Source organism: Streptomyces sp. NPDC056296, assembly GCF_042268605.1.
Classification (GTDB): Bacteria; Actinomycetota; Actinomycetes; order Streptomycetales; family Streptomycetaceae; genus Streptomyces.
Genome location: NZ_JBHJRX010000055.1, coordinates 22,779 through 48,124 on the forward strand (window position 1 = coordinate 22,779; position 25,346 = coordinate 48,124).

The window sequence follows — 25,346 nt, forward strand, 5'->3', positions numbered from 1 at the left end:
TTGTTCGAGAGGGTGGCCGCGGATGGGGAGCGCGGCTGGGAGTGGTTGGGGGGGGCGGCGGAACGCCTCCCACCCCTCCCAGAACGACGCCACGGAGGGGCGGCTGTTGTTGGTGAGCACCGGCCGCCCTTCGCTGTCAGGGGCTACTGCTGTGGCGGCGGGGGAGGCGTCTGCCCCGGCTGCGGATAGCCGTAACCGGGCTGCGGGTACGGCTGCTGCCCCGGCTGTTGCGGGTAGGGGTGCCCGGGCTGCTGCTGCGGGTAGGGCTGTCCCGGCTGGGGCTGTGCGGGCTGTCCGGGCTGTTCCGGCTGGGCGTACTGGCCCGGCTGTGCGGGCGCACCGGGCTGACCCTGCATGGGCTGCTGTCCCTGCATGGGCTGCTGTCCGGGCATGGGCTGCTGTCCGGGCATGGGCTGACCCGGCATCGGCGGTGCGGCCACCGGCGGCGGGTTGCCGTTGGACGTCCACAGGCCGTGCGACTGCTGGTGGCGGACGAAGTCCTCGGCGACCATCGCCGAGAGGTTGAAGTACGCCTCCCGCACCTTCGGCCGCATCATGTCGAGGTCGACCTCCGCACCGGCGGCCAGGTGCTCGTCGAACGGCACCACGACGACGCCCCTGCACCGGGTCTGGAAGTGGCCGACGATGTCGTCGACCTTGATCATCTTGCCGGTCTCGCGGACCCCCGAGATGACGGTGATGGACCGGGAGACGAGGTCGGCGTACCCGTGCGCGGACAGCCAGTCCAGCGTCGTACTGGCGCTGCTCGCACCGTCCACGGACGGCGTCGAGATGATGATCAGCTGGTCGGCGAGGTCCAGCACCCCGCGCATGGCGCTGTAGAGCAGTCCCGTACCCGAGTCGGTGAGAATGATCGGGTACTGCTTGCCCAGCACGTCGATCGCGCGCCGGTAGTCCTCGTCGTTGAAGGTCGTGGACACGGCCGGGTCGACGTCGTTGGCGATGATCTCCAGCCCGGACGAGGCCTGGGAGGTGAACCGCCGGATGTCCATGTACGAGTTGAGGTACGGGATCGCCTGGACGAGGTCACGGATGGTGGCCCCGGTCTCGCGGCGCACCCGGCGGCCGAGCGTACCGGCGTCCGGGTTGGCGTCGATCGCGAGGATCTTGTCCTGTCGCTCGGTGGCGAGCGTGGAGCCGAGGGCGGTGGTCGTGGTCGTCTTGCCGACGCCGCCCTTGAGGCTGATGACGGCGATGCGGTAGCAGGAGAGCACGGGCGTGCGGATCAGCTCCAGCTTCCGCTGCCGCTCGGCCTCCTCCTTCTTCCCGCCCAGCTTGAACCGCGAACCGCCGGCTGCCGGGCGGCTGCTCTTCGCCTTCTGCTTCTTGTTGAGCAGCCGGTCGGACGACAGCTCCACGGCGGCTGTGTAACCGAGCGGTGCGGCACCCGGGTTGGTGGGCTGACGCTGGTCGTGCTGCATGGGCTGCGGCCAGGCGGCGCCGAGACGGGGGTCGACGGGATGCTGGTGAGGCGCCTGGGCCTGCTGGGCCTGCTGAGCTTGCTGGGGCTGCTCCGGCTGACCGGGTTGACCGGGCTGACCAGGTTGACCGGGCTGCATCGGCTGGGGTGCAGGGGCTGCGGCCTGGTAGGGCTGCTGGGCCGACGGGACCGGCGGAGTCTGAGGGGCCTGCCCCGGCTGGGCGGCCATCGGCTGGACCTGCGGGTCCTGCGGGGCGAAGCCCTGCTGAGCGGCCGGCGGTGCGGCCGGCGGGGACTGCACGTCACCCTGCGGCTGCCCCTGCTGCGGCACGCCGGGGTGCGGCTGTTGCTCGGGCGACTGCCCCTGCGGCGCGGGCCCCTGCGGGAAGCCGTAACCACCGGGCTGCGCCGGGGGATAGGGCTGCGGAGCCGGCGCACCGGGCTGAGGGAACCCATAACCGGCAGCGCTGGGCGCGGGAGTGCCGCCAGGCTGCTGGACCGGAGGCTGCTGTGCCGCCGGAGGCGCGGCGCCCGGCTGCGGGAAGCCGTAGCCGGCCTGTGGAACGGGCTGCGCGGGCGCCTGGTTCGGCGGCATCGGCGCGGCGGCGGGCTGCGGGTTCCACGCGGCGGGCGCCGGCTGCGGAGCCTGCGGCTGGAACGGAGGCTGCTGGGCCGGTACGCCCGGCTGCTCCGGAGCGGCGGGGGCCGGCTGCGGATCTGCGGGCCACTGGTGCGCCGGGGCGGGAGCGACGGGAGGGTAAGACGGGGGCAGGGGCGGCACTCCGCCCTGCGCCACGGGCGGTGCGTCGGCCGGAACGGCGTCCTCCGGCGCGCTGTCCGCGGGTGGGTCGGCCGGAACGGCGTCCGTGGGCTCCGCGACAGGCGTCACGGCCTCCGCCGGGGGCCGGGCGTCCTGAGGGTGGGGCACCGCGTCCTCGGGCTCGTCCTCGGCCGGGGCGCTGTCCTCGGGGGCGGGCTCGGCCACCGGAGCGGCGGGGGCGAGCGGGGCGACCGACACGGGCTCATCGTCCTGAGCCGGACCGGCGAGGCGGGACTCGCCCACGTCGTCGGCCAGGTCGGACACGTCGACCTCACCAGCCGTACCGTCCCCGCCCGTACCGTCCTCGTCCGTACCGACCCCGCCCGTCCTGTCCCAGTCCGTGCTGTCCGCGAGCGCACGGACCTCGTCCGTCTCCTCGTCCCGCTCACCGTCGTCGGCGAGTTCGGGACCGCCCGCGACCGCGGAACCGTCGGTGCTCTCGGGCTCCACGGCGTCGTCCGCCACGGCGTAGTCCGCCACGGCGTCGTCCGTCACGGCGGAGGGCTCGTACGGCGCGTCCTCACCGATCTCGTCGGAGACGATCACCGCGTCGTCCGCGGCGGTGACTTCGGGCTCGGCGATCGCAGGCTCCGGGCGCTCGTCCTGCCCGGTGTCGTCCGCCGCGGCACGCTCGGCGATCTCCCGCTGCAGGGCGACGGCGGAGAAGCGCATGGTGGCGCCGCTCTCCAAGTCACCGTTGTCGGGCTCGAACTCGGGCTCGGGCTCCGGCTCGGGCCCCGGCGCAGGTTCTGCCTTCGGCTCCTCGGCCGGCGGGGGAGCGGGCGCCTGAAGCTGGAACCCGGCGGCCGGAAACGCCGGTACGGCCGTGGGAGAAGCCGGATCCGCGGCAGGCGCCGGGGCCGACACGCCCTCCGGCTCGGATCGCACCTGCGGTGCAGCCTCGGGCTCGGGTTCCGGCCGCGCCTGCGGCTGCTGCGGCTCGAACCCGCTCCCGACCGGCAGCCTGGGCACCCCGGTCGGCCCCCCGGTCGGCGGCGCGGGCGGAGTGAAAGGCGCCCCCGGACCCGGCGGCGGAGGCGGTGTGAACGCGGCTCCCGGAGCGGGCGGCGGAGGCGGTGTGAACGCGGCTCCCGGAGCGGGCGGCGGAGGCGGCGTGAAGGGCGCCCCCGGGGCCGGGGCGGGAATGGAGGAAGAGCCGTTGGACGGAGCCGCGTGCGGCGGCGGAGTCAACCCCGGCAGCGGCGGAACCGGCCCACGAGGAGCAGGCGGAGCGGACGGAGCGAAAGGAGTGGAAGGAGCGGAAGGAGGGGAAGAGTCGGCGCCGGAAGAGGAACCGGCACTCGAACCCGCCCCTTGACCCTGGCTCTGCCCCTGCCCCTGCCCCGAATCGCTCGACGCGTTCTGCGTGTACCAGGCGGGCGGGGCGTAGTCGATGGTGAACTCGCCCGTCGTCTCGATTGCGGACTCCGCGTCGGGTTGGTCATCGCCGGGTGTAGCCCAGCCCCCGCGGATCCCGTCCCGATCGCTGCTCACAGTTCCTCCTGGTGTGGTCGAGCACCCTCATGCCGTGCTGGGGCGACCGTTTTTGTCGTCCGACGTTGTCCGAATGAAACGAGGTCGTCCGATCGTCGGCCCTCCCCGTACGACGCCGACGCCCGGTCCACGGGTTCTGTCGTCGCGCCAGACACCAGCCTAATCACGAGGGGCCCGACATCGTCAGGCCCCTTACCCCTGCGCACTCCAACGCCCAACGTCACAACTCCCGCAAAAGCCACCAGCTTTTACGTCATAACCTATGAAATCGGCCATGCAGGCCAATGCGCTCGCGTCAGTCCATCCGCCGAGGCATGCCCAGGAGGCCGGTCTCCGTATCGGTCGGATGCGTCATCACGTACTGCCGGTCCCTTTCGGTACACCACAGGGTGACTCCGTCGGCGAGTGTCGGCAGCGCCTCGTACTCGGACCGGGACAGACCGGTCAGGCGTCCGACCTCGACCGATTCGTCCGGCGAGATGCGCTGGACGCCCACCAGGCGTGCCTGGCGTATCAACCGCGGTGCGACCGGACTCAGATAGGGAAGCAGCGTCAGCACCGACTGCCAGGGCGCTGAGACCACCCGGCCACGCGGGGGACGCATACCACAGTCCCGGATGACCAGCACCGGCCCGGCTGCGGTGGCACCCTGCGGAGGCACCCGGCCCACGTCGTGCACGGTTATGCCGGCCTGGCCGCTGCCGACCGCTTGCACCACTTGCGCCCAGCGGGCCGGACGACCGGTCTCCACGACGACTCTCGCCCCGGTCGCCGCCACCCGCAACGCCAGGACCTGCGCGGTCCACAGGCCCCCGATGAACAGGACGTCGAACGGCGTCGGACGGTTCACCCCGAGCACGGCGGGCCGGCCCTCGCTGTCGACGCCCACCACGACACCGTCGTCCCCGACAGGCAGGGCGAGCGTGTCGATCTGGTCCTTGGACAGTGTGTGCCGCGGATGGCGGGGGCCCAGGAGCCCGAATCCGGTACGCAGGCGCTCCCGCAGGCCCGGGACCGGCTGCCGGGACGCGGCCGGCCCGCTGGCCGCGGCAGGTGGCGTCGACACCATCAGTGGGCACCTCCGAGCGGCAAGGTGGCGAGCATGCCGGGAAGTTGCTCGCGGTCCAGACGTACGATCCCGGCCCGGACCTGGCGTGCGACGTGCTCCAGGCCCCGCCGGGCGTCCGAGAGCTCGCTGCTGCTGCGGCCGGTGACCCGCACGTGCCCCGTGATGGTGACGTCCTGGCGGCCGCTCGGGGCCAGCGTCAGGCTGAACGTGGTCGCCAGCGCGGGCACCGCGGTCAGCTGGGCCACCAGCTGCGGCAACCCGGGACCCTGGCCGCCGAGCTGGGGCCAGCGGCGCACCCAGTACGTGGTGTGCCGTCGGTTGTCACACCGCCAACTGCGGCCGGACTCCTCCGTCCGCCGCCGGGGCGCCTCACCCTGCCCGGTCTGGACGGTCACCACTGGGTTCGCGCACATCGAGGTGGCGAGGGCGGACGACAGCCCTTCCTCGGTCAACAGGCTCACCCGGAACCCGGCCCCCGACAGTCGGCTGGAGAGGTGCTCCGCCGACCGCACCAAACATCTCTGGGCCCCCGCCAGCCCACCGCCGCGCGCGGCCACCGCGTCCGGGCACAGCTCCGGGTCGAGCTTCAGGGCGATCCACATGATGCGGACCGCGGGAGACGCTATGCCGGACTGCAGCTGCGCGTAGTTGGTCACCACGACCGACTGCCGTGGCAGATGGGGCGCGGGAGCGGTCTGCGTGTGCAGCACTATCTGTGCCGACTCCAGGCGAATGCCGTCCACGTCGAGCACATCCCGGACCAAGGAGAGGGGGAGTGGCAGGCTGGCACGGTCGGCTCGCAACGCCCCGGCGTCGGCCTCCACCTGCAGCACGGCGGTGAGGAAGCTACCGTCGCCCACCATGCCCACCGGTCGCGGGTCACGTTCGTCCCGGTGGACGAAGCTGTACGTGCGCAGGTTCGGTTCGCACTCCACGGCCGGGGCCAGACCGGCGTCGACGTCCTGCGGCACCGGGATGTTCGGGTCACTGCGGAGGCGGGCCCGCAGCGCCAGGTGGCTGACCAGCCATTCCGGCAGGGAGCGACGCCGACGACGTACCACCGCCAGGATCCCGAGCACCACGGCCACAGAGATCGCCGGCACCAGTGCGACCGACCCGGCGAGCCAGCCGCACACCACCAGCGCGGCGGCCAGCTCCAGTAGCACCAGCCGCTGCAGTGCGGAGGAACCGCCTCGCGCCGGACGTGCCTGCAGATGCGGTGTGACCGGGCCGCGGACGGGCGAGGTTGTCCCCTGGGAGCCGGGCGCCGCCTCGGGCCGACGGGGCGCCGATTGCGATCGTGACCGGGTCCGCGGTGCAGCAGCCATCACTCCAAATCCCCCGAACTCTCACCAAAGACACTGTGCTCAGCAAACGGCAGGCTTCGGCACCCTACCCGTGCCTCATGCACCACCCGGCAACAGGCATAGTAGAGGCCGGGTCTGACAGCCGAGGTTCCGGAGGCGACCGGAGCGGGAGAGGAATCAGTGGCCGACCGCTGCGTTCCCCCGCTCCGCCGCGCCCTCGTACGGGGAGAGAACGAAGACACATGGCATCACGGCGCGATGAACTGAACGCCTACACCTTCGCGAAGCGCCGCACCCTCGCGTCCTTCCTGCAGCCCTCCCACTGGGGGTCGGAGGAAGGTGCGCCCAGGCCACTGAGGGCGATCGTGCCCGGTGCCGTCGTCGGCGTCGTCGTCCTCGCCGTCTTCGGTGCGATCGGGCTGTTCAGCCCCAAAGCGCCCAAGGGCTGGGACAAAGTCGGGGAGCACGTGATCGTCGCGAGTGACTCCACGACCCGGTACGTGGTGCTGAAGACCGACGGGAAGAAGCAACTCCACCCGGTCCTCAACATGGCCTCTGCCAAACTCCTCCTCGACCCCGACAAGGACAGCGTCATCACGGTCGACGAAGGCGTCCTCGACAGCGGCAAGCCACCGCACGGCGCCACGATCGGCATCCCCTACGCCCCCGACCGGCTGCCCGGCACCGACGAGGCCGGGACCGCCAAGCGCTGGGCGGTCTGCGAACGCCCCGGACCCGGCGGCCGGGCCGTCCAGAAGGCGGCGTTCGTCCTCGCCGAGAAGGAGTGGCCCAGGACGGAGGGCAAGAACAAGCTCTCCGGGGGAGACCTGATGTACGTCGTCGGGCCGGACAACACCTCCCAGTACGTGGTCGACTCGCGCGGTCACGCCTACCCACTGGCCGACCCGGCCGACAAGGAACTCCTCAAAGCACTCGACACCCAGGGCCGCACCCCGCAACGCGTTTCCCAGGAATGGCTGGACACCCTCCACAAGGGCGACCCGATCGACATCCCCGAGATCGACGGCACGCCCGGCGTGGACGCGGGTGCCTCCGACATGCTCGGGCAGTACGACAAGGTGGGCATGGTCATCAAGGCATACGACGGCCGGCGCATGCAGTACTACGTCGTCCTGAGTGGCGAGGTGGCCCGCGTTTCGGAGTTCACCGCCACCCTCCTCCTCAACAGCGGCGACCTCGTCGACGTCGGGCAGGCCGGTGAGGCACAGCAGGTCAGCCCCGGCGCTGTCGTCGAAAGCACCGCGTTCGAGGGGCAGCGCAACTGGCCGTCGTACCGCCCGAAGACGGTCAACGACGGCTCCTCCGCCACCTCCGGCCGCAACACCGTCTGCAACGTCCTGCGCTCGGTGAACGCGAAGAACGGCGAGACGACCCTCTCCACCTGGGCGAGCACCGACTTCCCCGCCCAACTGCCCACCGGCTCCTCCAGCGCCTACGTCACGCCCGGCTCCGGACAGCTCTACCGGCAGTTCCAGGGCACCGAGACCAAGGCCGGCGGCATCTTCCTGGTCACCGACACCGGGTTGCGCTACGCCCTGCAGTCCAACAGCGACAGTGCCAACGGCGGCAAGGGCATCGGCACCTCCGAAAAGAAGCGCGAGCAGGAACTGAGCGAGTCCCGCATCGCCCAGACTCGACTCGGCTACGAGGACGTGGACCCCTCACCCGTCCCGGTGCAGTGGTCGACGTTCCTGCCCACCGGCCCGCGCCTGTCCGAGGCGGCCGCACGCCAGCCACAGGGCTCGTGACGACCGCGGCCCTCCGGAAGAACGAGATCATGCAGCAGACCGAGCATCTCACCGACCGGCGGAGCGGGGCCCTTTCCCGGTGCCGAAGCCGGATCCGAGCGCTGGCCGGGCCCGTACTCGCCGCGTCCGTACTCGCCGCACCGACAGCCCTCACGCTCCCCGCCGCCCCCGACGCACTGGCAGACGACGGCGGACAGTGCACCTTCCCGTCAAAGAACTACGAGGGCAGGCCGTGGGCCCTCCAGCGCGTCAACCTCGATGCCCTGTGGGCACAGTCGAAGGGCGAGGGCGTCCAAGTCGCGGTGATCGACACGGGCGTCGACGTGAAACACCCCCAGCTCGCCGACGCCGTCGACGCGTCCAAGGGGAAGAACTTCCTGCCCCCGAAGAACGACAAGGGCGAGAAGATCGAGCGCGGAAACGCGAAGGGCACCACCGACACCGTCGGCCACGGCACACGGGTGGCTGGCATCATCGCCGCCCGTCCCGCCAAGGGCACGGGTTTCGTGGGCCTGGCGCCGGAGGCCACCATCATCCCCATCAAGCAGAACGACGCGGAGGGCAACGGCACGGCCGACGCCCTCGCCGATTCGATCCGCTACGCAGTGGGCGCGGGCGCCGACGTCATCAACATCTCCCAGGACACGGCGAACGCCGTCAAACCCGACTCGAGCCTGAAGTCGGCGGTCGACTACGCCCTGGGCAAACAGGTCGTGGTCGTAGCCTCAGCTGGCAACGACGGCCTCGGCGGCGAGGACAAGACGACCTACCCCGCCTCGTACGAGGGAGTCCTCGCAGTGGCGTCCTCCGACCGCAACAACGAACGGGCACCCTTCTCCCAGGCCGGCGAGTTCGTGGGCGTGGCGGCACCCGGCGTCGACATGATCTCCACGGTCCCGGGCGGCGGCCACTGCTCCGACAACGGCACCAGCTTCTCCGCCCCGTACGTTGCGGCGGTGGCGGCGCTGCTGAAGTCCGAGTACCCCAAGTGGACGGCCGCCCAGATCGTCGCCCAGATCGAGCAAACGGCGGAACGCTCCATCCCCGGCCACGACCGCCTCGTCGGCTGGGGGGTGGTCGACCCAGTCAAGGCGCTGACGGACGTGGACCCCGCTCACCCTGTGGAGTCCCCCACAGCCGAGAAGGGCAACGTACAAGCGGAAGCTCCTGACGTTGCCCCCCTGTACCTCGGCGAGACGGCCGAGGAACGCAACACCCGGTTGGGGACCTACGTGGTCAGCGGCGGTCTGGTGCTCGCGGTAGGCCTCGGTGGCGCGGCAGTGGCAATACGAGACTCGCGCCGACGCGCGGAACGAGGAGGGCCCGCGTGACCGAGCTGACAGTGATTACCTTCGTCTTGGCCGCCGTCCTGATCGGCATGGCTTGCGTCAAGGCCGACCGGGTTCGTTCTTGGCGTGAGTCGTTGAACCCCTCAGCCCCCGAGGTCCCCGACGCGGCCTTTGTCGCCGCACGCGCGCTGTTCATCGTCATGGCCGCTGCTTGCGTCTGGGTGGGCCTCCAAGTCTAGGCGTCCGAACGACTCCAAGTGGAGCGACGACGAACTGACCAGTGCGGTGCGGGGTGTCCCGGCTTTGGGGGATAGCTCACAATTCGGTGACTTCTGCGGCAGCGAGACTCATGTCGACGAGGGCAACGCCAGGATGATTGAGAACGAGGTCGTCGAACTCGGAGCTGGCGACGCCCCGCAACCGGGCGTGGACGCGGCCTCAGCCCGTGGTAACGGCCCAAGCCACGCCTCACACACCGTCACGGACATCGCCTTCTGCGTCACGGTGGACCGCACCCGTACGAAGGAGGGCGACTACCAGTCCCCCGCCTCGTCACAGCCTTGAGAAGCGGTTCACTGCGCGCCCGCCGTACATGCAGGAGAATTCTCGACCTCAACCTTGTAGGAGGTGACGAGGCGCTTTATGGCCTCGGGGTCACTGTGCTTCGACCCCTGAAATTGCAGCGCCACGTACAGCTCTTGCTTTTGTTTGCTGTCCACGCAATTATGGGTCTTGCCGAAACCCTCTTTTCCAGAGAAGAGAATCCTTGATGAATCGGTCGAGCGCCTGGGCGTCTCAAGAGTTTGCCCTGCCGCGAAGTAAGGTGTGGACTTTCCCTGGGCGACCCAAGCCTGCGTGGCCGTAAGAATCAGTACGTCGTCGACGATCACCTTGCAAATTTCAGTTGTGTAGTGCGTTTCTTCTTTAACCTCTACGTTTTCCCCTGCGGGCAGAAACGGAATGATCTCGTCTGCGTTCACCGGAGTTCCACACAGACTCTCAGGTACTGCGTAGTCGTGCTCTTTCTTTTCGCCACTGCAGCCCGTTGTCGCGGTGAGGGCGATGAACGCCATGAGGGCTGGAAAGGAAGCAAAAGTGCGAAGCCGTACCTCTTGATGGCGGCTGCGGACAACCCTCTTGCGACGTCTTTTCATGAGTACTCCGTGATACTTCCGGGCGCCTGCCCTTCGAGAATTGCCCGAGCGTTGATATAGCCCTGACGGCTTGCCTCCCCGGCGGCCGATGCAACTTCGTTCGCATCTATCGTGTTGTAGTTATCTGCCGACTCTCGAGCGGCGACCTGCGCGATGTCCATTCCTCTGACCAGGCCTTGCTGCCAGTACTGGCCTCCGGTGATTTGGGCTTCCTCTTTCGCCTTCCCTTCGGCGTCTTGGAAGAGTTCCTCGAGGACGACACTTGTCACAGTCGCTGTGCCACCGCCGATCGCAGCGCCAACCCATGGCGTTGCGACGAACGATGTACCCACGCCGACTACGGTACCTACTGCGCCAGAGATCATATTCTTGCGCTGGGCAATCGCATTTTCGTATCCCTTGTCCTTGTTCGATGCCTCGTCGCCGATGAACTCTTGGGCGCCGAGTCCAAGCGTTCCAGATACTTCTCCCGATCGCCCTGCGATCTTCTCGACAAGCAGTTGGTGGTTGTCGGAAACTCGACGGTCTGACGGAAGGTCGGGGTTCAAGTGATACTCCATGAGTCGCCCCATGTAGTCCTTTTGGCCGACCTCGACTGCGGCATATCCTTCAGGGTTTTGGCCGATGGCAAAGAGAAGTTTACTCACGTCTGTGTGCTTTAGTTCGGCTTCCGATCCGGCGACTGGATACAATTTTTCGATGAATTGCCAGTCTTCCGATTTCGGATCCCGCTCCTCGTCGCTCATCGCACGGTTCAGGTCGGGAAGGTACTCGGATGTGATCTGACCGATGCTGTCAGACATGTAGCCGCGGTCTGTCAGGCGCTCCGGGCTGTCCGCGATGGAGGACACCAGGCTCTCCATCAGCTTTGCCTGTTGTGCGTCGTGGGGCGGCGTGTCCGCCGAGGGCAGTGCACCCGCCGGATGCCCTGTCGTTGCAGCCTCCAAGGCCAGTGCCAGATTGTTCTGCCCGGTGAAAAGCTCGTCACCCTTGGAATCTGACTCTTGCGGCCAATCCCGCTCCTCGAACAGATACTGGAAGTTGGAAAGAGGAATCTTCCCGTTCTTCCCGTCGCCGTCGGTATCGCGCTCGAACGGGTTGTCCGGGTCGTCCTTCGACACAAACTGCTGGTTGAAGAAGTTCGTCGCCGCATCCGGGCTGTTGGACAGACCCTTCAGGTAACCAGTCAGCGGATCCGAACCGCTGTCATCGCCGATCCGGTTCAACCACGCGTCCGTCCCCTTGTGCTGCCAGGCCAGGTTGGGATGTTCGCCGTTGCCGGTGAGCTTGCGCTCGGTGGCCATGAGTTTGGTGCCGTAGTCCCTGAGGAACTGGTCGTCGTAGTCCCCGGTCCGCATGAGGTTGCTCATGACCTGGAAACCCATGGGCCCGCCCCGGTCGCCGTACAGAGGCTTGTCGCCGATGTCGATCATCGTGCGCTTCCAGTCGGTCATCGCCGCCGAATCGCTCTGCGTGGCGTTCGCCAGCGTCATTCCCAGGCTGCGCTGCAAATCGTCGAACTGCTCCAGGCGCTCCCGCCCCAGATCCCAGTTGCCTCGCTGCGGGTCAGTGATCCCCGTCCAGAACTCCAGCGTGTTCTTCGGTCCGAGCGCGGTCGCGAACCGCTCGGCGAACAGTTCGTCGTCGGCGTACTTCTTCAGACCGGCGTTGAGCCTGTCGAAGTCCTTGACACTCAGGTCGTCCGGGTTCTTTTTGGCGAGCGCGGCCAACTCGTCGGCCTTCTTGATGGCCTCGGCCGCGGAGTCGCGGTCGGTGTAGCTCGCGTCGGAGAAGCCCAGCTTGCTCTGGTCGGCGATTGCCTGGAGGACCGTCTTGGCCGAGTTGTCGCTCTCGGTCGCCTTGTTGAGAATGCCCTGGATCTGGTCACGCAGCGCGGTGATGTCGCCCTTGTTGTCCTGGTCCATCTTGCTGCGGGCCTCGGGCGGCACGTTCGTGGTGACGGTGAAGCCACCCTCGTAGCCGATGACCGTGAGGTTCTTCTTCCGCCCGCCCTCGATGGCGTCGAGGAGCTGCTGGTAGTAGCCCTTCAGCTCGCCCACCGTGTCGTTGAGGATCTTGTAGATGGTCTTCGCCTGGGTGTGGGCGTCGGCGAACTCGCCAGCTGTCTTGCCGATGAACTCCTTGGACACCTTGGCATTCACACCGGCCCAGTCGGCCTTGTTGGCGCCCTGGTGCAGATTGTCCTCGGCGTCCTTCTTCAGTTCTTCGAGGCTGCCGACGAGGGTGGACCAGTCCGTGACGGCGTCGTCGATCAGCTTGAAGTTGGCGTCGCGCAGAGCTTCGAGTTCCATGGCTGCGTCAGTCGCCCTTCTTCTCGCTCTTCTGGCCGTAAATTTCGTTCTTCTCGCCTGGAGGGCCGACCCGTTCGTCGAAGCCGGCGTCCAGCGCGGCGATACTGCTCATCTGCCGCTGGATGTAACCCTCGTCGCCGTCATGGATCTTCTTGGTGACCTGCATGTGGTTGGAGATCTGAGCGCAGGCGTCCATCAGGGACTTGAGCTGCTCCTCCCACCGGTTCGACACATGCTGCAGCCCTGCCCCGAGCGCGAAACCCTGCTTCGACAGGTCGCCGGCCGCGGTGTCGCTGCGGGTGAGATGGACTCGGGCCTTGTCCCACAGCTGGTTGTACAGAGTGTGAGCGTCCTTGCCGACCCTGGTCAGGGCATCGTTCTTGACCTCTAGGTCCCCGTAATGGCTCGGCGGGGCGCTTGTCGGCCCGCCGCCACCCAGTTGGTTCAACTGCATGTGCGTGGAACCCTGCTGCCGCTCCATCGCGTCGGCTTTGAGCTGCTCCCACTCGTCCCATGCCATGGACGGCTACCTTCCCCGTTTGCGAAACCTTCGCCGCCGTCGGCGGGCGGGTGGCGCCCTGCGATGCCCGGACCCCGCCTCAAGTTAGCAACTGTGCGGCAGGGAAGTGCAGGGGCAGTCCGATGTGCACGGATTGCGACCGTGTACCCCCTGGACCAGTGCGAGGGTCCCGGTCACCACGCACCGTTTCGACCATGGCGATCGTAGAAGCGTCAAGTAGTGATCACCTACGGTGATCAGTGACGACCTGGCTCTACAGAGGCCCCTTTCCTCTCCAGGTCTTGTCCAGGTACGAGGCTTGTCGCGGTGGCCGGTGCGGTGGTGGCATGACTGTGGAGGACGGCCATAGTGAGGGCCGAAGCGGCGCGGGGCTGCTCAGGAGCGAGAGCCACAAGGACGAACCTGGGTGGGAGGTCGATTGCCGACGAAGACGGCCCCACCGCTTCAAGTACTCGCCCACCCCGGGCTCGGCCAACCGCGCCCGGTACAGCTTCGCGATTGGCTCGCCCATCAGCCGCCGGATGCCCACTCCGTCCCACGCCGCAGGACCGGTGATCGAGGACCGCCTTGGGCGCGCGCCGCTTGTTCGTCGTTGAGTCGCGACATCGCGCACCGTCCTCGGATGGGCAGGGTTCTGTCGGTTGCGGTCAGTTCACGTCTAGGAATTTCTGCAGGCGCGCGAGTAGTTGTGTGGAGCCGACTGTGGAAGAGGGCGTGTGGGCTCGTACCTGATCCACCGGCTGTGGACTGGCTAGTAACCTCCTTGCTGCAGTGCTGAGGCTGGCGTACACGTTGGTTGGCCCTGACGTAGCTGTTGACTACAGTGAAGATCGGCGCGACTTGAGTACAGGGGTGTACGAACGACGGCTCGGCGGCCTCGAGTCGATGTATGTACGGGGAGACGGGGGGAGAGTTCACGTGTTGCTACCAGCAGGCACGGTCGGAGGCGTGTCGGCGGCCAGGGCGGCCAACCTGGAAGCGAGCAGCGAGGCGCTGACCACGTTCATGAAACGGGTCGACAAGGTCCTCGCAGACTTGGAGGGTTCGGCCGGCGACCCCAAGCGCGTCGCCGCACAGACGATCAGGCCCACCTCGCTGAACAGCGGCAGCCGGGCCTTCAATGAAGCTGAGGACCTGTACCTCGAATACAACCGCGTTCATGAGCAGCTCACCAATCTGTCCAAGACCCTGCATCTGCAGGTCGAGGCGATCGGCATTGCAGTGAAGGGCGCGCACATGGGCTTCGGAAACCTGGAAGAGGAGCAGCGTCGCCGCTTTGCGGACATCCAGATCGAGCTCAAGTGGATCGAGGACGTCGGAGGCAGTGATCAACGCACTAGGTCGACGGAGACCAGCGGGAGCCTGTGACCATGACCGACAAGCAGCACGAGGCGGACGTCGCTCGGGTCGAGCAGCAGAACTCGCTCACGGACGTCATCCGGGAGATCGACGAGCGGCCGAGCGGCTTCGTCAACAAGATGATGCGCTCGGCGGTAGAGGCGACTGTCGAGGACACTCCGTTCGGTTCGGTCGTGCGCGGACGCACGAACTTCGAGAATTACCGTCTCAACGACATGATCGATTTGGTCGAGCAGACCAATCCGGAGGACCTGACGTCTTCGGGAGAAGCTCTGTACAGCGCCCGGACCGCCATCGCGGAGGCGGCCGGGGAGCTCAAGGGCCATATCGAGAGAGTCCATTGGGTAGGCGAGTCGGGCGATGCCTTCCGCAAATGGGGGCGTTCACTCGTTGCCAGCACGGAGGGCCTGAGTGAGTACGCAGCCGGGGCCGCCGACCAGATCAGTGCTGCCGCTGCCGGACTGACGGATGTGCGCACCGCCATGCCGGAGCGCGATGGGAGGGCGGAGCAGACCTCGCCGCAGGCCTTTCCCAAGGATGAACAGGTCGCTGACAACAAGGAGTACGCCGCCGCTGTCAAGTCGGAGAAGAACCGCCAAGAGGCGATCAACCAGATGAACCGGTTGTCGTCGTACTACGCGGTGTCCCGGGAGCAGCTGGCGAAGCTGCCTGTGCCGACATTCAAGAGCATGCCGGATGTAGGAGTGCCGGAGCCTTCCAGGGGCGGGATCGGCTGGGAGCCAGGTTTGCCGCCACTCAGTGGTGTGCAGGGGGGCGGTGCCGGAAGCCTCTCAGGCCAGCGCTCGGCCATTGTCATGGAAGGCCCTGGCCAGTCGCAGGACGCAGAGGGCACGGCCGCGTCCCCGGACAGCTCCGCCCTTCAAGCTGTCTACCCTGACCTGCCGGTGGGAACGACCATCGACAGCGTCCACACTCCGACGTTCCCCCCAGGGCCCGCCGCTGCACATAGTCTGCCAACCTTGCCACCTCCGAGCGAGGGCGGGCTGAATGGCCCGTTCGCAAACGGTCAGGCTACTCCCGTCCCCCCGACACGCTCGGGGCGAGCCGGGGGTGGGCCAAACGGCCCCCGCCACCCGCTGCCCACACAGGGACGCGTGGCTTCCAGCGACGGCAGAAGTGGCGGCACGGGGCCGGGACGCCCAGTCAACCAAGGCCCCTTGAACCAGGGGGGTCGAGCAACGGCTGCCGGCCAGCCTGTGGTGGCCAAGGGCGGCACCTCAGGACCGACGTCGATCCCGATGCGGCATGGGGTCAGCGGTGGCACGCCGCGTGCCAATCCCGCGGCGACACCCGGAGCGGCGGGTGGCCCGGTCACCGGTGCCGGCCGCGCGAGCGGCGTGGTCGGCGGGCGGCCCGGGACCGTACCCGGGGCTGCGGCTCGGAGTGGCCCGAGGTTTCCGCGTGGCGCAGTCGTCGGGGCTGAGACCACGACCAACACCCAGCCCGTGAGGGGCCGAAACGGTCAGGGTGGTACTGCCGGCAACACAGCCGTTTCCCCTACGCAGCCCCGTATCGCCGGCACGCCTACCGGACGCATTTCCGCAGCCCACGGCCAGCGGAACGGGATGACCAGCGGCGGCGCAGGCCTTGTACGGGGGCCCGGTGGACGTGGCCGCCCTCGTGACGAGCTCACGGAAGAAGGAACGCAGCGCCCTGATTACCTGGTTGAGGACGAAGAGACACACCTGCCCACGACTCCGCGGCGCGATGTGCCGCCAATTGTCAACTGAGCGCGAGCGAGGATTCACCCCATCATGAAGTCAGCAACATGTAGAGGGCTACGAGTACGCGTGGGGGGCACCGTCGCGAGTGTCATGGTCGCCGTTGGTGTGGGCTTCGCTCCCGGTGCTGTTGCGGCGGACGCACGGTCGGAGCAGTGGTACCTGGAGCCGATGCAGGCCGAGAAGATGTGGGATGTCAGTACGGGAGAGGGCATCAAGGTTGGTGTCATCGACTCGGGAGTGAACCCCGACACGCCTTCCCTTGAAGGTCAGGTCCTGATCGATGAAGTGCCCAAGAAAGTCGCGTACGGCGCCACGGACGACTATACGGGCCACGGGACGTCCATGGCCGAATTGATTTCCGGCACTGGGGCGGGCGGCGGAATTCGGGGTCTGGCGCCCGATGCGAAGATCGTGCCTTACCGTATCGCGCTGGAGGGCCTGAACGATGCCAAGGACAAGGAGCGTGCGCCTACACCGGCGGAAGCGGTCAGGGCGGCTGCGGACAGCGACGTCCGTATCATCAACATGTCCTTCGACACTCATGCCCTAGAGTCAGACTTGGAAGCAGCGCTGAAGTATGCCGCGTCCAAGGGTAAATTGTTGATCGCGGGTGCGGGGAATGAAGGCCTGGATGACGGGTCCATCGCCCTCCCCGCCGGCTACCCCTACGTGGTCGGCGTATCGTCGATCGATGAGAACAGCCATATCTCGGAGTTCGCCTCATACGGCCAATTTGTCGACCTGGTCGCGCCAGGTGAAGGTATCCCCGGCTACTGCAAGCCGGACTTCGACGCGTACTGTCACGACCTCGCAGGCACCAGTCAGGCCACCGCCATCACCTCCGCCGCAGCCGCCCTCATCTGGTCCGCCCACCCGGACTGGACGGCCAACCAGGTCACTCGCTCCCTGATCGACACAGCCAGCCGCAAGTGGCCGAAGGACGACCCGACCAAGAACGCCGGCTACGGCACGATCCGTCCCCGCTCGGTGCTGGCGAACCCGGACTACGACCCCGGAGACCCGTACTCCGACCCGCTCGGGAAGTGGAACAAGCGGAAGGGGGAGAAGCTGGTGACGGAGATTTCCCCGGCCTCTTCGTCTCCTAATTCCGCAGGTGCAACAGCCGCGTCACAAGGTGCGGAAGGTTCTTCTGCGGACAAGCAGGCGGCAGCAGGATCGGCCGACGCGAAGGCCGTGTCGGCCGACGCTTCCAACGACAGCAGCAGCACGCTGTGGATCACACTGGGTGCCGCCGGAGCCGTGGTGGTGATCGGCGGAGGCGCCTTCGCCGTACTGCGAGTGCGACGCGCGAACTGACACCGGCGTCGTCGGTGCCGACCAGAGAAGGAACAGGGAGGGCAGGGGCGGATCATGGCCGTCGACCAGAAGCTTGAAGATGCAGCAGTAGTCAAGCTGCAAAAGGACATGTACGAGAAGTTCGAGAACATCCGGAAGCGAGTACACAACCTGCAGGGTGTAATCGACAGTCTCGAGGGCCAGTGGCACGGCATCGGTCGTGCCGCGTTCGACACGAAGCAGTACGAGATCAACACCTCGCTGCAGAACATGGGCCGCATCCTCGGTGATGTCGTCGAGGCGATGACCGCGACGCGCAACATCAAGGACAGCAAGGAAGACGAGGTCCGGGCGGCCGTCAACAAGATCAACATTCATGACGGTGCGCCCACGGTTCAGACGTCCCCGCTCAATTCATACTGAGCCGAGCGGCTTTCAGGGCATCACCCACAGGTGAAGGAAACGAGGTAGGCAGGGATGAGCCGTAACGCGGACGGTCTGCAGGTAACGTACGACGGGCTCGACTTCGCAGCGACTAACCTCGCCAACGAGGCCAAACTGCTCGACGAGGACATCCAGCAGCTCCGTCAGATGGTGGTCAACAGCAAGCAGTACTGGGCGGGTAAGGCCCAGGACACCTTCGACGAGAAGCTCCGCCGCTGGGACAAGGAAGCCAGCGACATCCACCAGGCCCTCATGGGCATCGGTCATGTCGTGGGCTCGTCCGGCGGTACCTACATGGAGGGCGACCTGGCGGCGTCCAGGTACCTGCAGTAGTAGTCGGAAGAACGAAGAACAGCAACGAGGGTGGGCGTGCGCGGGAGACGCCCACCTTCGCGGGCTCTACGGACTGGGGCCCAGCGCGATGCCAAGCTCGACCGCATCGAGCACGTCCTGGAGCCTTCGATGAGTTCGTCCCCTGGGCCATCCGCCCCCACCGGAGGGACCTGCTGGGCCCGGCAAGGCCGCCCCGACCGACTGCCGGCGACCTACCACCGCACCCACGGCGCCACCTACTTTCACGGCTGCGACTTGATCGGCGTCGACAACCTGTGGGGCGTCAACCGTCGCCGCAAAGGGACGGTCAACTCCCTGGCGGCACTGGAATCGATCCGGGCTGTCCGCCCGGACGGCGCCCGGATCTACGTAATCCTGGACAATCTCTCCGCCGCAAGGGAGCGAAGATCCGCGCCTGGGCGCGAGAAAACAAGGTAGAGCTGTGCTTCCCCCTGACCAAGGCCTCCCGGGCAAACTCGATCGAGGCACACTTCGGGCCGCTGCGGCAGTTCACCGCCAGAGTTTCGGTATACGTTCACCGAAGGGCGTCTCGGACGACTGCCGGTCGGCCGCCTTGCGCGCGGTGGCGGCGGCCAGTTCTCCCGCGGCACGACCCTCATCGACGTTCCCGGGAGACGAGTCGCCGACCATGTTGACCACCAGGGACGCGTCCTTGTTGGAACAGGGCAGTACGACAGTCGGGGTCCGCATATTCGTGTAGCCGCGCCAGCCGCCACTCAGCTCCACGGGGAGGTGGTCCGACGCGTCTCTGTCCAGCGTGCTCAGCACGTCAGGAAGGACGTCAGAGCGGGTCGCGTCGGCGCGGACCAGGCCGATGCTCACCGTGATATCGACGACGTTGCACAAGCGGACGCGGCCTCACCGTGACCTTCCTTCGAGTCCTGGAGAGGCCGGCCTCGGTATCGAGACCGGTGAAGACAGCCGACTCGTCGTACGGGATCAACCCGCCGCAGTACGTCGCGAGCTTGTCCTCGTACGTCACCCCTCTGCCTGCGTCGCTCACCCGGTACCAGTTGTAGGCGGCCGTGAGGGCGAGCACCGGGGGTGAACGCCGAAGAGCCCTGCTCTCCGAAGTTGCCTCACCCCTGTCCCCCGTCCTCCACCAACCCCACCTGAACCAACGGCTTCCCCCGCCGCCGCGACACGAACACGCCCCGGCCCGGCGGCATCGCGCGCGGACGCACCCCGCTCAGCAGGTCGCCCTCGGCCGGATCGCCGCTGAGGACGACGCCCTGGGCGCCGAGTTCCTTGAGTCGCTGCATGAAGGCCTCGTAACCGGCGCGGCCCGCGCCCGCGGTGGAGCGGGCGATGATGAAGCGTACGCCGACGTCCCTGGCGAAGGGCAGGAGTTCGGTCAGCCCAGCCAGTGGATTGCCGCTCGACGTGGCCACCAGGTCGTAGTCGTCGATGACGATGTACACCGTGGGGCCCTGCCACCAACTCCGGTCGCGCAACTGCTCCGGCGTGACGTCGGCCGTCGGTGTACGGCGCTGCATCAGCTCGGCGAGCGCGTCCATGTGATGCTGCATCCGATTCGACATGGGCACGTACTCGGCCAGGTGCGAGGGCGGGGTCACCCCCAGCAGCGAGCGGCGGTTGTCGATGACGAACAGCTTGCAGGAGTTGCCGTCGTAGCGCTCGGTGAGCCGCTGGATGAGTACCTTCAGCAGGTTTGACTTGCCGGATTCGCTCTCGCCGAAGACAAGGAAGAACGGGTCCTGGTCGAAGTTCACGAACACCGGCTCGAGGGCGTCCTCGTCGAACGCGAACGACACACCGCGCCGGGGGAACCGGTCGCCGGGGGGAAGCTGGCGCAGCGGAAACTCGCGCGGCAGCAACCGCACCGCGGGCGCCCCCGGCTGCTGCCAGTGCCGTGCGACCTCAGTGGCTAGCGCCTGCGTGGCCTCGGCGAGGTCCGTGTCGGAGGACAGTCCGTCGATGCGCGGGACGGCAGCCATGAAGTGCTGCTTCTGTGGCGTCTGACCGCGGCCGGGCACCCCCGTCGGCACCAGCGCCGCGACCTTGCGGTCGAACTCCGAGTCCATGGGGTCGCCGAGCCGCAGTTCGAGGCGGTTCATCAGCTGGTCCTTGAGGTTGCCGCGGACCTCCATGGAGCGGGACGCGGTGAGGATCAGATGGATGCCGTAGCCCAGTCCGCGCGCCGCGATGTCCAGCACGAAGGACTCCAGCGCCTCGTAGTCCGCGCGGAAGTTCCCCCAGCCGTCGATCACCAGGAACACATCGCCCCAGGGCTGGTCTGTCATCGAGATGTCACCGCGCGCGCGGCGGGCGCGGAACTCCGCGATCGAGGAGATGCCCGCCGCGCGGAAGTACTCCTCGCGGCGGCTCATCATGCCGTACACCTCGGCCGCCGTGCGCCGCACCTTCTCGGGGTCGAGCCGTGAGGCCACGCCCCCGACGTGGGGCAGACCGGCCACCGCCGACAGGCCGCCGCCGCCGAAGTCCAGTCCGTAGAACTGCACCTCCTGCGCCGTGTGCGTGAGCGCGAAGGACGCGATGAGCGAGCACAGCAGCGTCGACTTGCCGGACTGGGGGCCACCCAGGATCTGCATGTGACCGGCGGCGCCCCCGAAGTCGACCCACAGCGGGTCGCGGCGCTGCTCGAACGGTTTGTCGACGATGCCGACGGCCACCACGAGCCGCTCCGCACCCTCGTAGCCCGGCTGGGTCAGGCCGCGCCCCGGCACCTGGGCGAGGCCGGGCAGCAGCGCGTCGAGCGACGGGGGGCTGTCCAAGGGCGGCAGCCACACCTGGTGGGCGCTGGTGCCCTGCGCCTCCAGGCGCCGTACGACGACGTCGAGCACCGTGTCGGCGAGAGCGTGGTCGGGCTCGTCCGGTCGTTCCTCGCGCTGCGGCGGCACCGCCGCGTACCGCACCGGGACCTCGGCGGCCGTGAACAGTACGGGCCGCCGGTCGATGGGCAGCAGGCCGCCGAGGGCCGCCGTCTGCTGCGCGCTGGTGCGGTACATGCCCGAGACGTACGCGGCCTTGAAGCGCACCATCTCGTCGGTGCCGAACTTCAGAAGACCGGAACCGGGGACGTTCGGCAGTTCGTACGCGTCCGGGACACCGAGCGCGGCCCGGGACTCGGCCGCCGAGAAAGTGCGCAGACCGATCCGGTACGACAGATAGGTCTCCAGTCCGCGCAGGCGGCCTTCCTCCAGCCGCTGCGAGGCGAGCAGCAGGTGCACGCCCAGTGACCGGCCGATGCGGCCGATCTGCACGAACATCTCGATGAAGTCCGGCTTCGCCGTGAGCAGTTCGCTGAACTCGTCGATCACCAGGACGAGCGACGGGATCGGCTGCAACGCGGCGCCGGCCGCGCGGGCCTTCTCGTAGTCGTGGATGTTGGCGTAGTTGCCCGCGTCGCGGAGCATTTCCTGACGACGGTTGAGCTCACCGCGGATCGAGTCGCCCATCCGGTCGACCAGGGTCAGGTCGTCCGCGAGGTTGGTGATCACGGCCGCGACGTGGGGGAGTTGCGCCATTCCGGCGAACGTCGCACCGCCCTTGAAGTCGGCGAGCACGAAGTTGAGCGTCTCGGACGAGTGGGTCACGGCCAGGCCGAGTACCAGGGTGCGCAGCAACTCCGACTTGCCGGAGCCGGTCGCACCCACACACAGGCCGTGCGGCCCCATGCCCTCCTGAGCCGCCTCCTTGAGGTCGAGCATCACGGGCCTGCCGTCCTCACCGACGCCGATCGGTACCCGGAGCCGTTCGGACTGGGAGCGGGGCCGCCAGGTCCGGCGAGGGTCGACGGAGGCCGCGTCGCCGAGGCTGAGGAGGTCGGTGAACTCCAGGTTGGCGAGGAGCGGCTCGTCGTTGTCCCCGCCCGTTCCCACGCGCAACGGTGCCAGCTGTCTGGCCAGCGCTTCCGCGCTCTCCTGGGACAGGACATCGGGGGTTCCCTCGTAGACCGCGCCGTGTGCCGCCTCCAGGCGCAGCTCCTTCGGCTGGACGACGAGCGAGAGGTCTCCGCGTCCGGTGGTGAGGGTTCCGGGGACCACCTCCAGGACGGTCACTCCCTGCAGGCCCTCCGGGCTGGCCAGCAGCGACGTCGGCGGCAGGGAGACTCCGTCGAGCACCACGACCAGCTGTGGTTGCTCGGGCACCGGTCGTCCGTCCGGGTGGAACCTGGGGCGGCCCGCGAGCCGAGTGCCGAGCAGCTCCTCCAGGGCTGTCGGGTCGGCCGTGATGAGGCGTCGGGAGCCCGCCCCGTCCGCGGCGCCTTCGGCCTGCACGTGGGGGAGCCACTTCGCCCACTCCCATTCCGGTGCCGTGTCGCGTCCGGAGGCGACGGCGATCACCAGATCCTCGGGGGAGTGCAGCGCGGCGAGCGAGGCGGTGACGGCGCGAGCTGTGCCGCGCACGGTGGGGGGCTCGCCGCTGATCGTCACGTGGTAGAAGGCGCGCAGCGAGACGGCCAGCGGCAGTTCCTCAAGGGTGCTGTGGGTGGCGAGGAAGCGATGCATCGCCCCCGTGGTCAGCGGCTCCAACTCGTCCACCGGAGCGGTTTCCGGCGGGACCAGGGGTGTGGCCAGAGCCTGCGGACCAAGGCCCACGCGCACCTGACCGAAGTCGTGGTCTCCCGTGCGCCGCTCCCACAGCCGGCTCCCCTCGGCGACCAGAGCCCACAGTTGCTCCGGTGAAGGATGCAGGTAGTACTGGGCGTCCCGCTGGGCCTTCGCCGTCTCGTGCGCGGCGCGCCTGGTCTGCGACAGGTAGCGCAGGTAGTCCCTGCGCATGTCGGCCATCTGACCCTGGTTGCCACGGCGATAGCGCACCAGCATCGCGACGCCCATGGCGATCGTGGACGCCACCATCACCAGGCCCATGATCTTCATGATGGGCTGGGCCTGGGGGTTGAAGAAGAAGACCACGGACCCGCCCATGCCCAGCATGGGCAGGAGTTGCATCCAGGCGCCCTCCTGCTGCCCGCGCGGAAGCTCCGGCGGCGGCTGCAGGTGTACCTCCTGTGTGGGCACGTTCTCCGGCAGCGCCCGAGGCGGGCGCTTGACGACGATGTGGCTCACTTGGCACCAATTCCCTTGCCGGTCCGACCCGTTCCGTCCGCCGCCCGTCTCCCGGCGCACGTCGATCGCGAAGGGCGATCCTACTGACACACACCGACAGGAGTGGGAGGTAGGGTGCCCTGCGGGACGTGTGAGCAGTTGCGAACCTGCCTGGCGGCGTGTGACCCCGCGGACGGCGCAGCCCTCGTCACGAGCGCGTTCGCCACGCAAGCGGTGGCGGGTGGCGCGGACAGCAGGATCGCCAGCAACACGGGACCTTCAGCGGAACAGCAGGATCTGCAATCGGAAGGCGAGGGGCGCCGATGTCGAACCCCGCCGCCATCACCTAAGAGGGGGACCAACGGGTGAGCATGACGGCCTCCGCGCCGACCGGCGCGACAGGCGGAGCACGCACGGGGGCCGGAAGCCCGGCCGCAGCGGGTTCGGGGCTCGGCTTCTGCCGGGTCACGATCGTGGCGCCCGACAGCCGCATCGACGTGGCCCTCCCCGACGACGTGTCGGTCGCCGACCTGTACCCGGAGATCCTGCGGTTCTCCCAGCAGAGTCCCGCCGAGGGCGCGCCGGTTGGTTATCACCTCGTTCGCCGTGACGGGACCGTCCTCGACAGCGCCCGGTCCTTCGCAGCGCAGCGCATCCTGGACGGCGAGCTGCTCACGCTGCGTCCGTTCGCCGATTCGCTGCCCCCGGCCGTCTTCGACGACGTCTCGGAGGCGGTTGCCTCCGCCGTCGCCCATGACCGCACGTTGTGGGACGACGCGCTCACGCGCGTGGCCGGCCTGGTCGGGGCGGGCGTGCTCCCCGTGCTGCTGGCTTTCGTGGCCTGGAGTTCCCATGTCCGCCACGACATGCACAGCGTGCAGGGAATACTCGCCGGGGTCGCCGGCGTCCTGCTGGTCATCTTCGCGTGCGTCCGAGCGCGTGTGTACAAGGACCGGGGCTCCGCGGTCGCCCTCGGGCTGGGCGCGCTCCCGAACATCGCCGTGGCGGGTTCCGGACTGGTCCCGCTCGCCGAGGGGCAGGGCACCGGACGGCTCCAGTTCCTCCTCGCGTGCGCGGCGGTCCTGGTCGTCTCCGTGCTGCTCACGCTGGTGTCACCGAGCGGTGACAGTGCTTTCGTGGCGTTCGTCTTCGCCGCCGCTGTCGGCCTGCTCGTGACGTTCGTAGCGATGCTGACGCACCTGGAGCCCATGGAGACGGCCGCGGTCGGCGCGGTCCTGGCGGTGTGCGCCCTCGCCTTTCTGCCCGGACTGTCCCTGCGTTTCGCACGGCTGCCCATCGGCTGGGAACCCCCCAACCAACCGCGCGCCTCCTACGCGGCGGACGAGTCCGACTCCCCGGAACCCGTGGACGTCGAACGCATCGCCGCCCAGGCCCGTCGCGGCCACGAACTCCTCGCGGGACTGGTCGGAGGCTGCGCGCTGGTCTCCGTGGGTGCGTCGATCGTCCTCGCCTTCACCGGCAATGTCTGGGCGCAGTTGCTGACGCTCGCCACCGGCATCGCGATGGTCATGCGGGCACAGTTGTTCCGCTACACCGCACAGGTCGCCGCCACGCTGGCCGCCGGGCTCGCCTGTCTGGTCTCCCTCGGCCTGGGGCTGGCGATGACCCCGCCGGCGGAGTACTGGCAGGACGCGCTCAAGGGCGACACCGGCGCCCTCGACATTCGCAGCGTGTGGCTGGTGGCGGCGGTCGCCGCAGCTGTGGCCCTGGTCACCACGGTTGGCCTGATCACTTCCCGCCGCGGTGTGACGCCTTTCTGGGGGCGGTTCATGGAGATCGCCGAAGTCTTCGTGCTCTCGACGTTGATTCCCCTGGCCCTCGCCGTCTTCGACGTCTACGCCGCCGTACGGTCGATGACAGGCTGAGGACGCTTCGCGCGGCGCGGTGAGCAGCGGGCGACCCGGCACCGTGCCGTACCG

At 68.2% G+C, this 25,346-nt stretch carries 17 protein-coding genes; 9 read left to right on the plus strand and 8 right to left on the minus strand.

Translation table 11 applies throughout. The annotated features are described in order from the left end of the window. Positions 1 to 143 precede the first annotated feature (143 nt). From ACFCZF_RS32065 to eccE, 3 genes are all read right to left on the minus strand, one after another. The gene (locus ACFCZF_RS32065; RefSeq protein WP_376674615.1) at positions 144 to 3,755 is read right to left on the minus strand and encodes an SCO5717 family growth-regulating ATPase; all 3,612 of its coding nucleotides are present in this window, start codon (positions 3,753 to 3,755) and stop codon (positions 144 to 146) included. A 295-nt stretch (positions 3,756 to 4,050) separates the two neighbouring features. Beyond that, positions 4,051 to 4,824 (minus strand): hypothetical protein, encoded by a 774-nt coding sequence (locus ACFCZF_RS32070; RefSeq protein ID WP_376674616.1) that lies wholly within the window; start codon positions 4,822 to 4,824, stop codon positions 4,051 to 4,053. Next, positions 4,824 to 6,152 (minus strand): type VII secretion protein EccE, encoded by a 1,329-nt coding sequence (eccE, locus tag ACFCZF_RS32075; protein ID WP_376674617.1) that lies wholly within the window; start codon positions 6,150 to 6,152, stop codon positions 4,824 to 4,826. Before eccE ends, ACFCZF_RS32070 begins: the two co-directional genes overlap by 1 nt. A gap of 221 nt (positions 6,153 to 6,373) precedes the next feature. Between eccE and eccB the strand changes: the two genes are divergently transcribed. The 3 genes from eccB to ACFCZF_RS32090 are packed head-to-tail and all read left to right on the plus strand — an operon-like array spanning position 6,374 to position 9,428. After that, positions 6,374 to 7,900, plus strand: a complete 1,527-nt coding sequence (gene eccB, locus ACFCZF_RS32080; RefSeq protein WP_376674618.1) for a type VII secretion protein EccB — start codon at positions 6,374 to 6,376, stop codon at positions 7,898 to 7,900. Between the two features lie 29 nt (positions 7,901 to 7,929). Then, positions 7,930 to 9,231, plus strand: coding sequence for a type VII secretion-associated serine protease mycosin (gene mycP, locus ACFCZF_RS32085; RefSeq protein WP_376674619.1), 1,302 nt, complete (start codon positions 7,930 to 7,932; stop codon positions 9,229 to 9,231). Then, on the plus strand, positions 9,228 to 9,428 hold the full coding sequence (locus ACFCZF_RS32090; protein ID WP_376674620.1) for a hypothetical protein: 201 nt from the start codon (positions 9,228 to 9,230) through the stop codon (positions 9,426 to 9,428). Before mycP ends, ACFCZF_RS32090 begins: the two co-directional genes overlap by 4 nt. A gap of 333 nt (positions 9,429 to 9,761) precedes the next feature. Here the strand turns inward: ACFCZF_RS32090 and ACFCZF_RS32095 are convergent, their stop codons facing one another. The 3 genes from ACFCZF_RS32095 to ACFCZF_RS32105 all read right to left on the minus strand — a co-directional run bounded on the left by ACFCZF_RS32095 (position 9,762) and on the right by ACFCZF_RS32105 (position 13,175). Then, a complete protein-coding gene (locus ACFCZF_RS32095; RefSeq protein ID WP_376674621.1) occupies positions 9,762 to 10,262 on the minus strand; it encodes a hypothetical protein in 501 nt (166 codons plus the stop codon). Between the two features lie 77 nt (positions 10,263 to 10,339). Then, entirely contained in the window at positions 10,340 to 12,655 is a 2,316-nt protein-coding gene (locus tag ACFCZF_RS32100) for a hypothetical protein (RefSeq protein ID WP_376674622.1), read from the minus strand. A gap of 7 nt (positions 12,656 to 12,662) precedes the next feature. Then, positions 12,663 to 13,175, minus strand: coding sequence for a hypothetical protein (locus tag ACFCZF_RS32105; protein ID WP_376674623.1), 513 nt, complete (start codon positions 13,173 to 13,175; stop codon positions 12,663 to 12,665). 948 nt (positions 13,176 to 14,123) lie between these two features. On the opposite strand from ACFCZF_RS32105, the gene ACFCZF_RS32110 reads away from it, so the two are divergent. From ACFCZF_RS32110 to ACFCZF_RS32130, 5 genes are read left to right on the plus strand one after another with little or no spacing between them, the layout of a single operon-like run. Next, positions 14,124 to 14,543, plus strand: a complete 420-nt coding sequence (locus ACFCZF_RS32110) for a hypothetical protein (protein WP_376674624.1) — start codon at positions 14,124 to 14,126, stop codon at positions 14,541 to 14,543. Positions 14,544 to 14,545: 2 nt separating this feature from the next. Continuing rightward, the gene (locus ACFCZF_RS32115) at positions 14,546 to 16,285 is read left to right on the plus strand and encodes a hypothetical protein (RefSeq protein ID WP_376674625.1); all 1,740 of its coding nucleotides are present in this window, start codon (positions 14,546 to 14,548) and stop codon (positions 16,283 to 16,285) included. A 24-nt stretch (positions 16,286 to 16,309) separates the two neighbouring features. Then, on the plus strand, positions 16,310 to 17,596 hold the full coding sequence (locus ACFCZF_RS32120) for a S8 family serine peptidase (protein ID WP_376674626.1): 1,287 nt from the start codon (positions 16,310 to 16,312) through the stop codon (positions 17,594 to 17,596). A gap of 54 nt (positions 17,597 to 17,650) precedes the next feature. Then, positions 17,651 to 17,998: a WXG100 family type VII secretion target gene (locus ACFCZF_RS32125; RefSeq protein ID WP_376674627.1), complete on the plus strand. Its 348-nt coding sequence runs from the start codon at positions 17,651 to 17,653 to the stop codon at positions 17,996 to 17,998. A gap of 54 nt (positions 17,999 to 18,052) precedes the next feature. Beyond that, positions 18,053 to 18,352 carry a WXG100 family type VII secretion target gene (locus ACFCZF_RS32130; RefSeq protein WP_376674628.1) on the plus strand — a complete coding sequence of 100 codons (300 nt, stop codon included), beginning with the start codon at positions 18,053 to 18,055 and terminating at the stop codon, positions 18,350 to 18,352. A gap of 510 nt (positions 18,353 to 18,862) precedes the next feature. Here ACFCZF_RS32130 and ACFCZF_RS32135 read toward each other — a convergent pair. Beyond that, positions 18,863 to 19,195 carry a hypothetical protein gene (locus ACFCZF_RS32135; protein WP_376674629.1) on the minus strand — a complete coding sequence of 111 codons (333 nt, stop codon included), beginning with the start codon at positions 19,193 to 19,195 and terminating at the stop codon, positions 18,863 to 18,865. Between the two features lie 257 nt (positions 19,196 to 19,452). Next, positions 19,453 to 23,427: a type VII secretion protein EccCa gene (gene eccCa / locus ACFCZF_RS32140; RefSeq protein ID WP_376674630.1), complete on the minus strand. Its 3,975-nt coding sequence runs from the start codon at positions 23,425 to 23,427 to the stop codon at positions 19,453 to 19,455. 350 nt (positions 23,428 to 23,777) lie between these two features. Between eccCa and eccD the strand changes: the two genes are divergently transcribed. Beyond that, a complete protein-coding gene (eccD, locus tag ACFCZF_RS32145) occupies positions 23,778 to 25,292 on the plus strand; it encodes a type VII secretion integral membrane protein EccD (protein ID WP_376674638.1) in 1,515 nt (504 codons plus the stop codon). Positions 25,293 to 25,346: the final 54 nt, after the last annotated feature.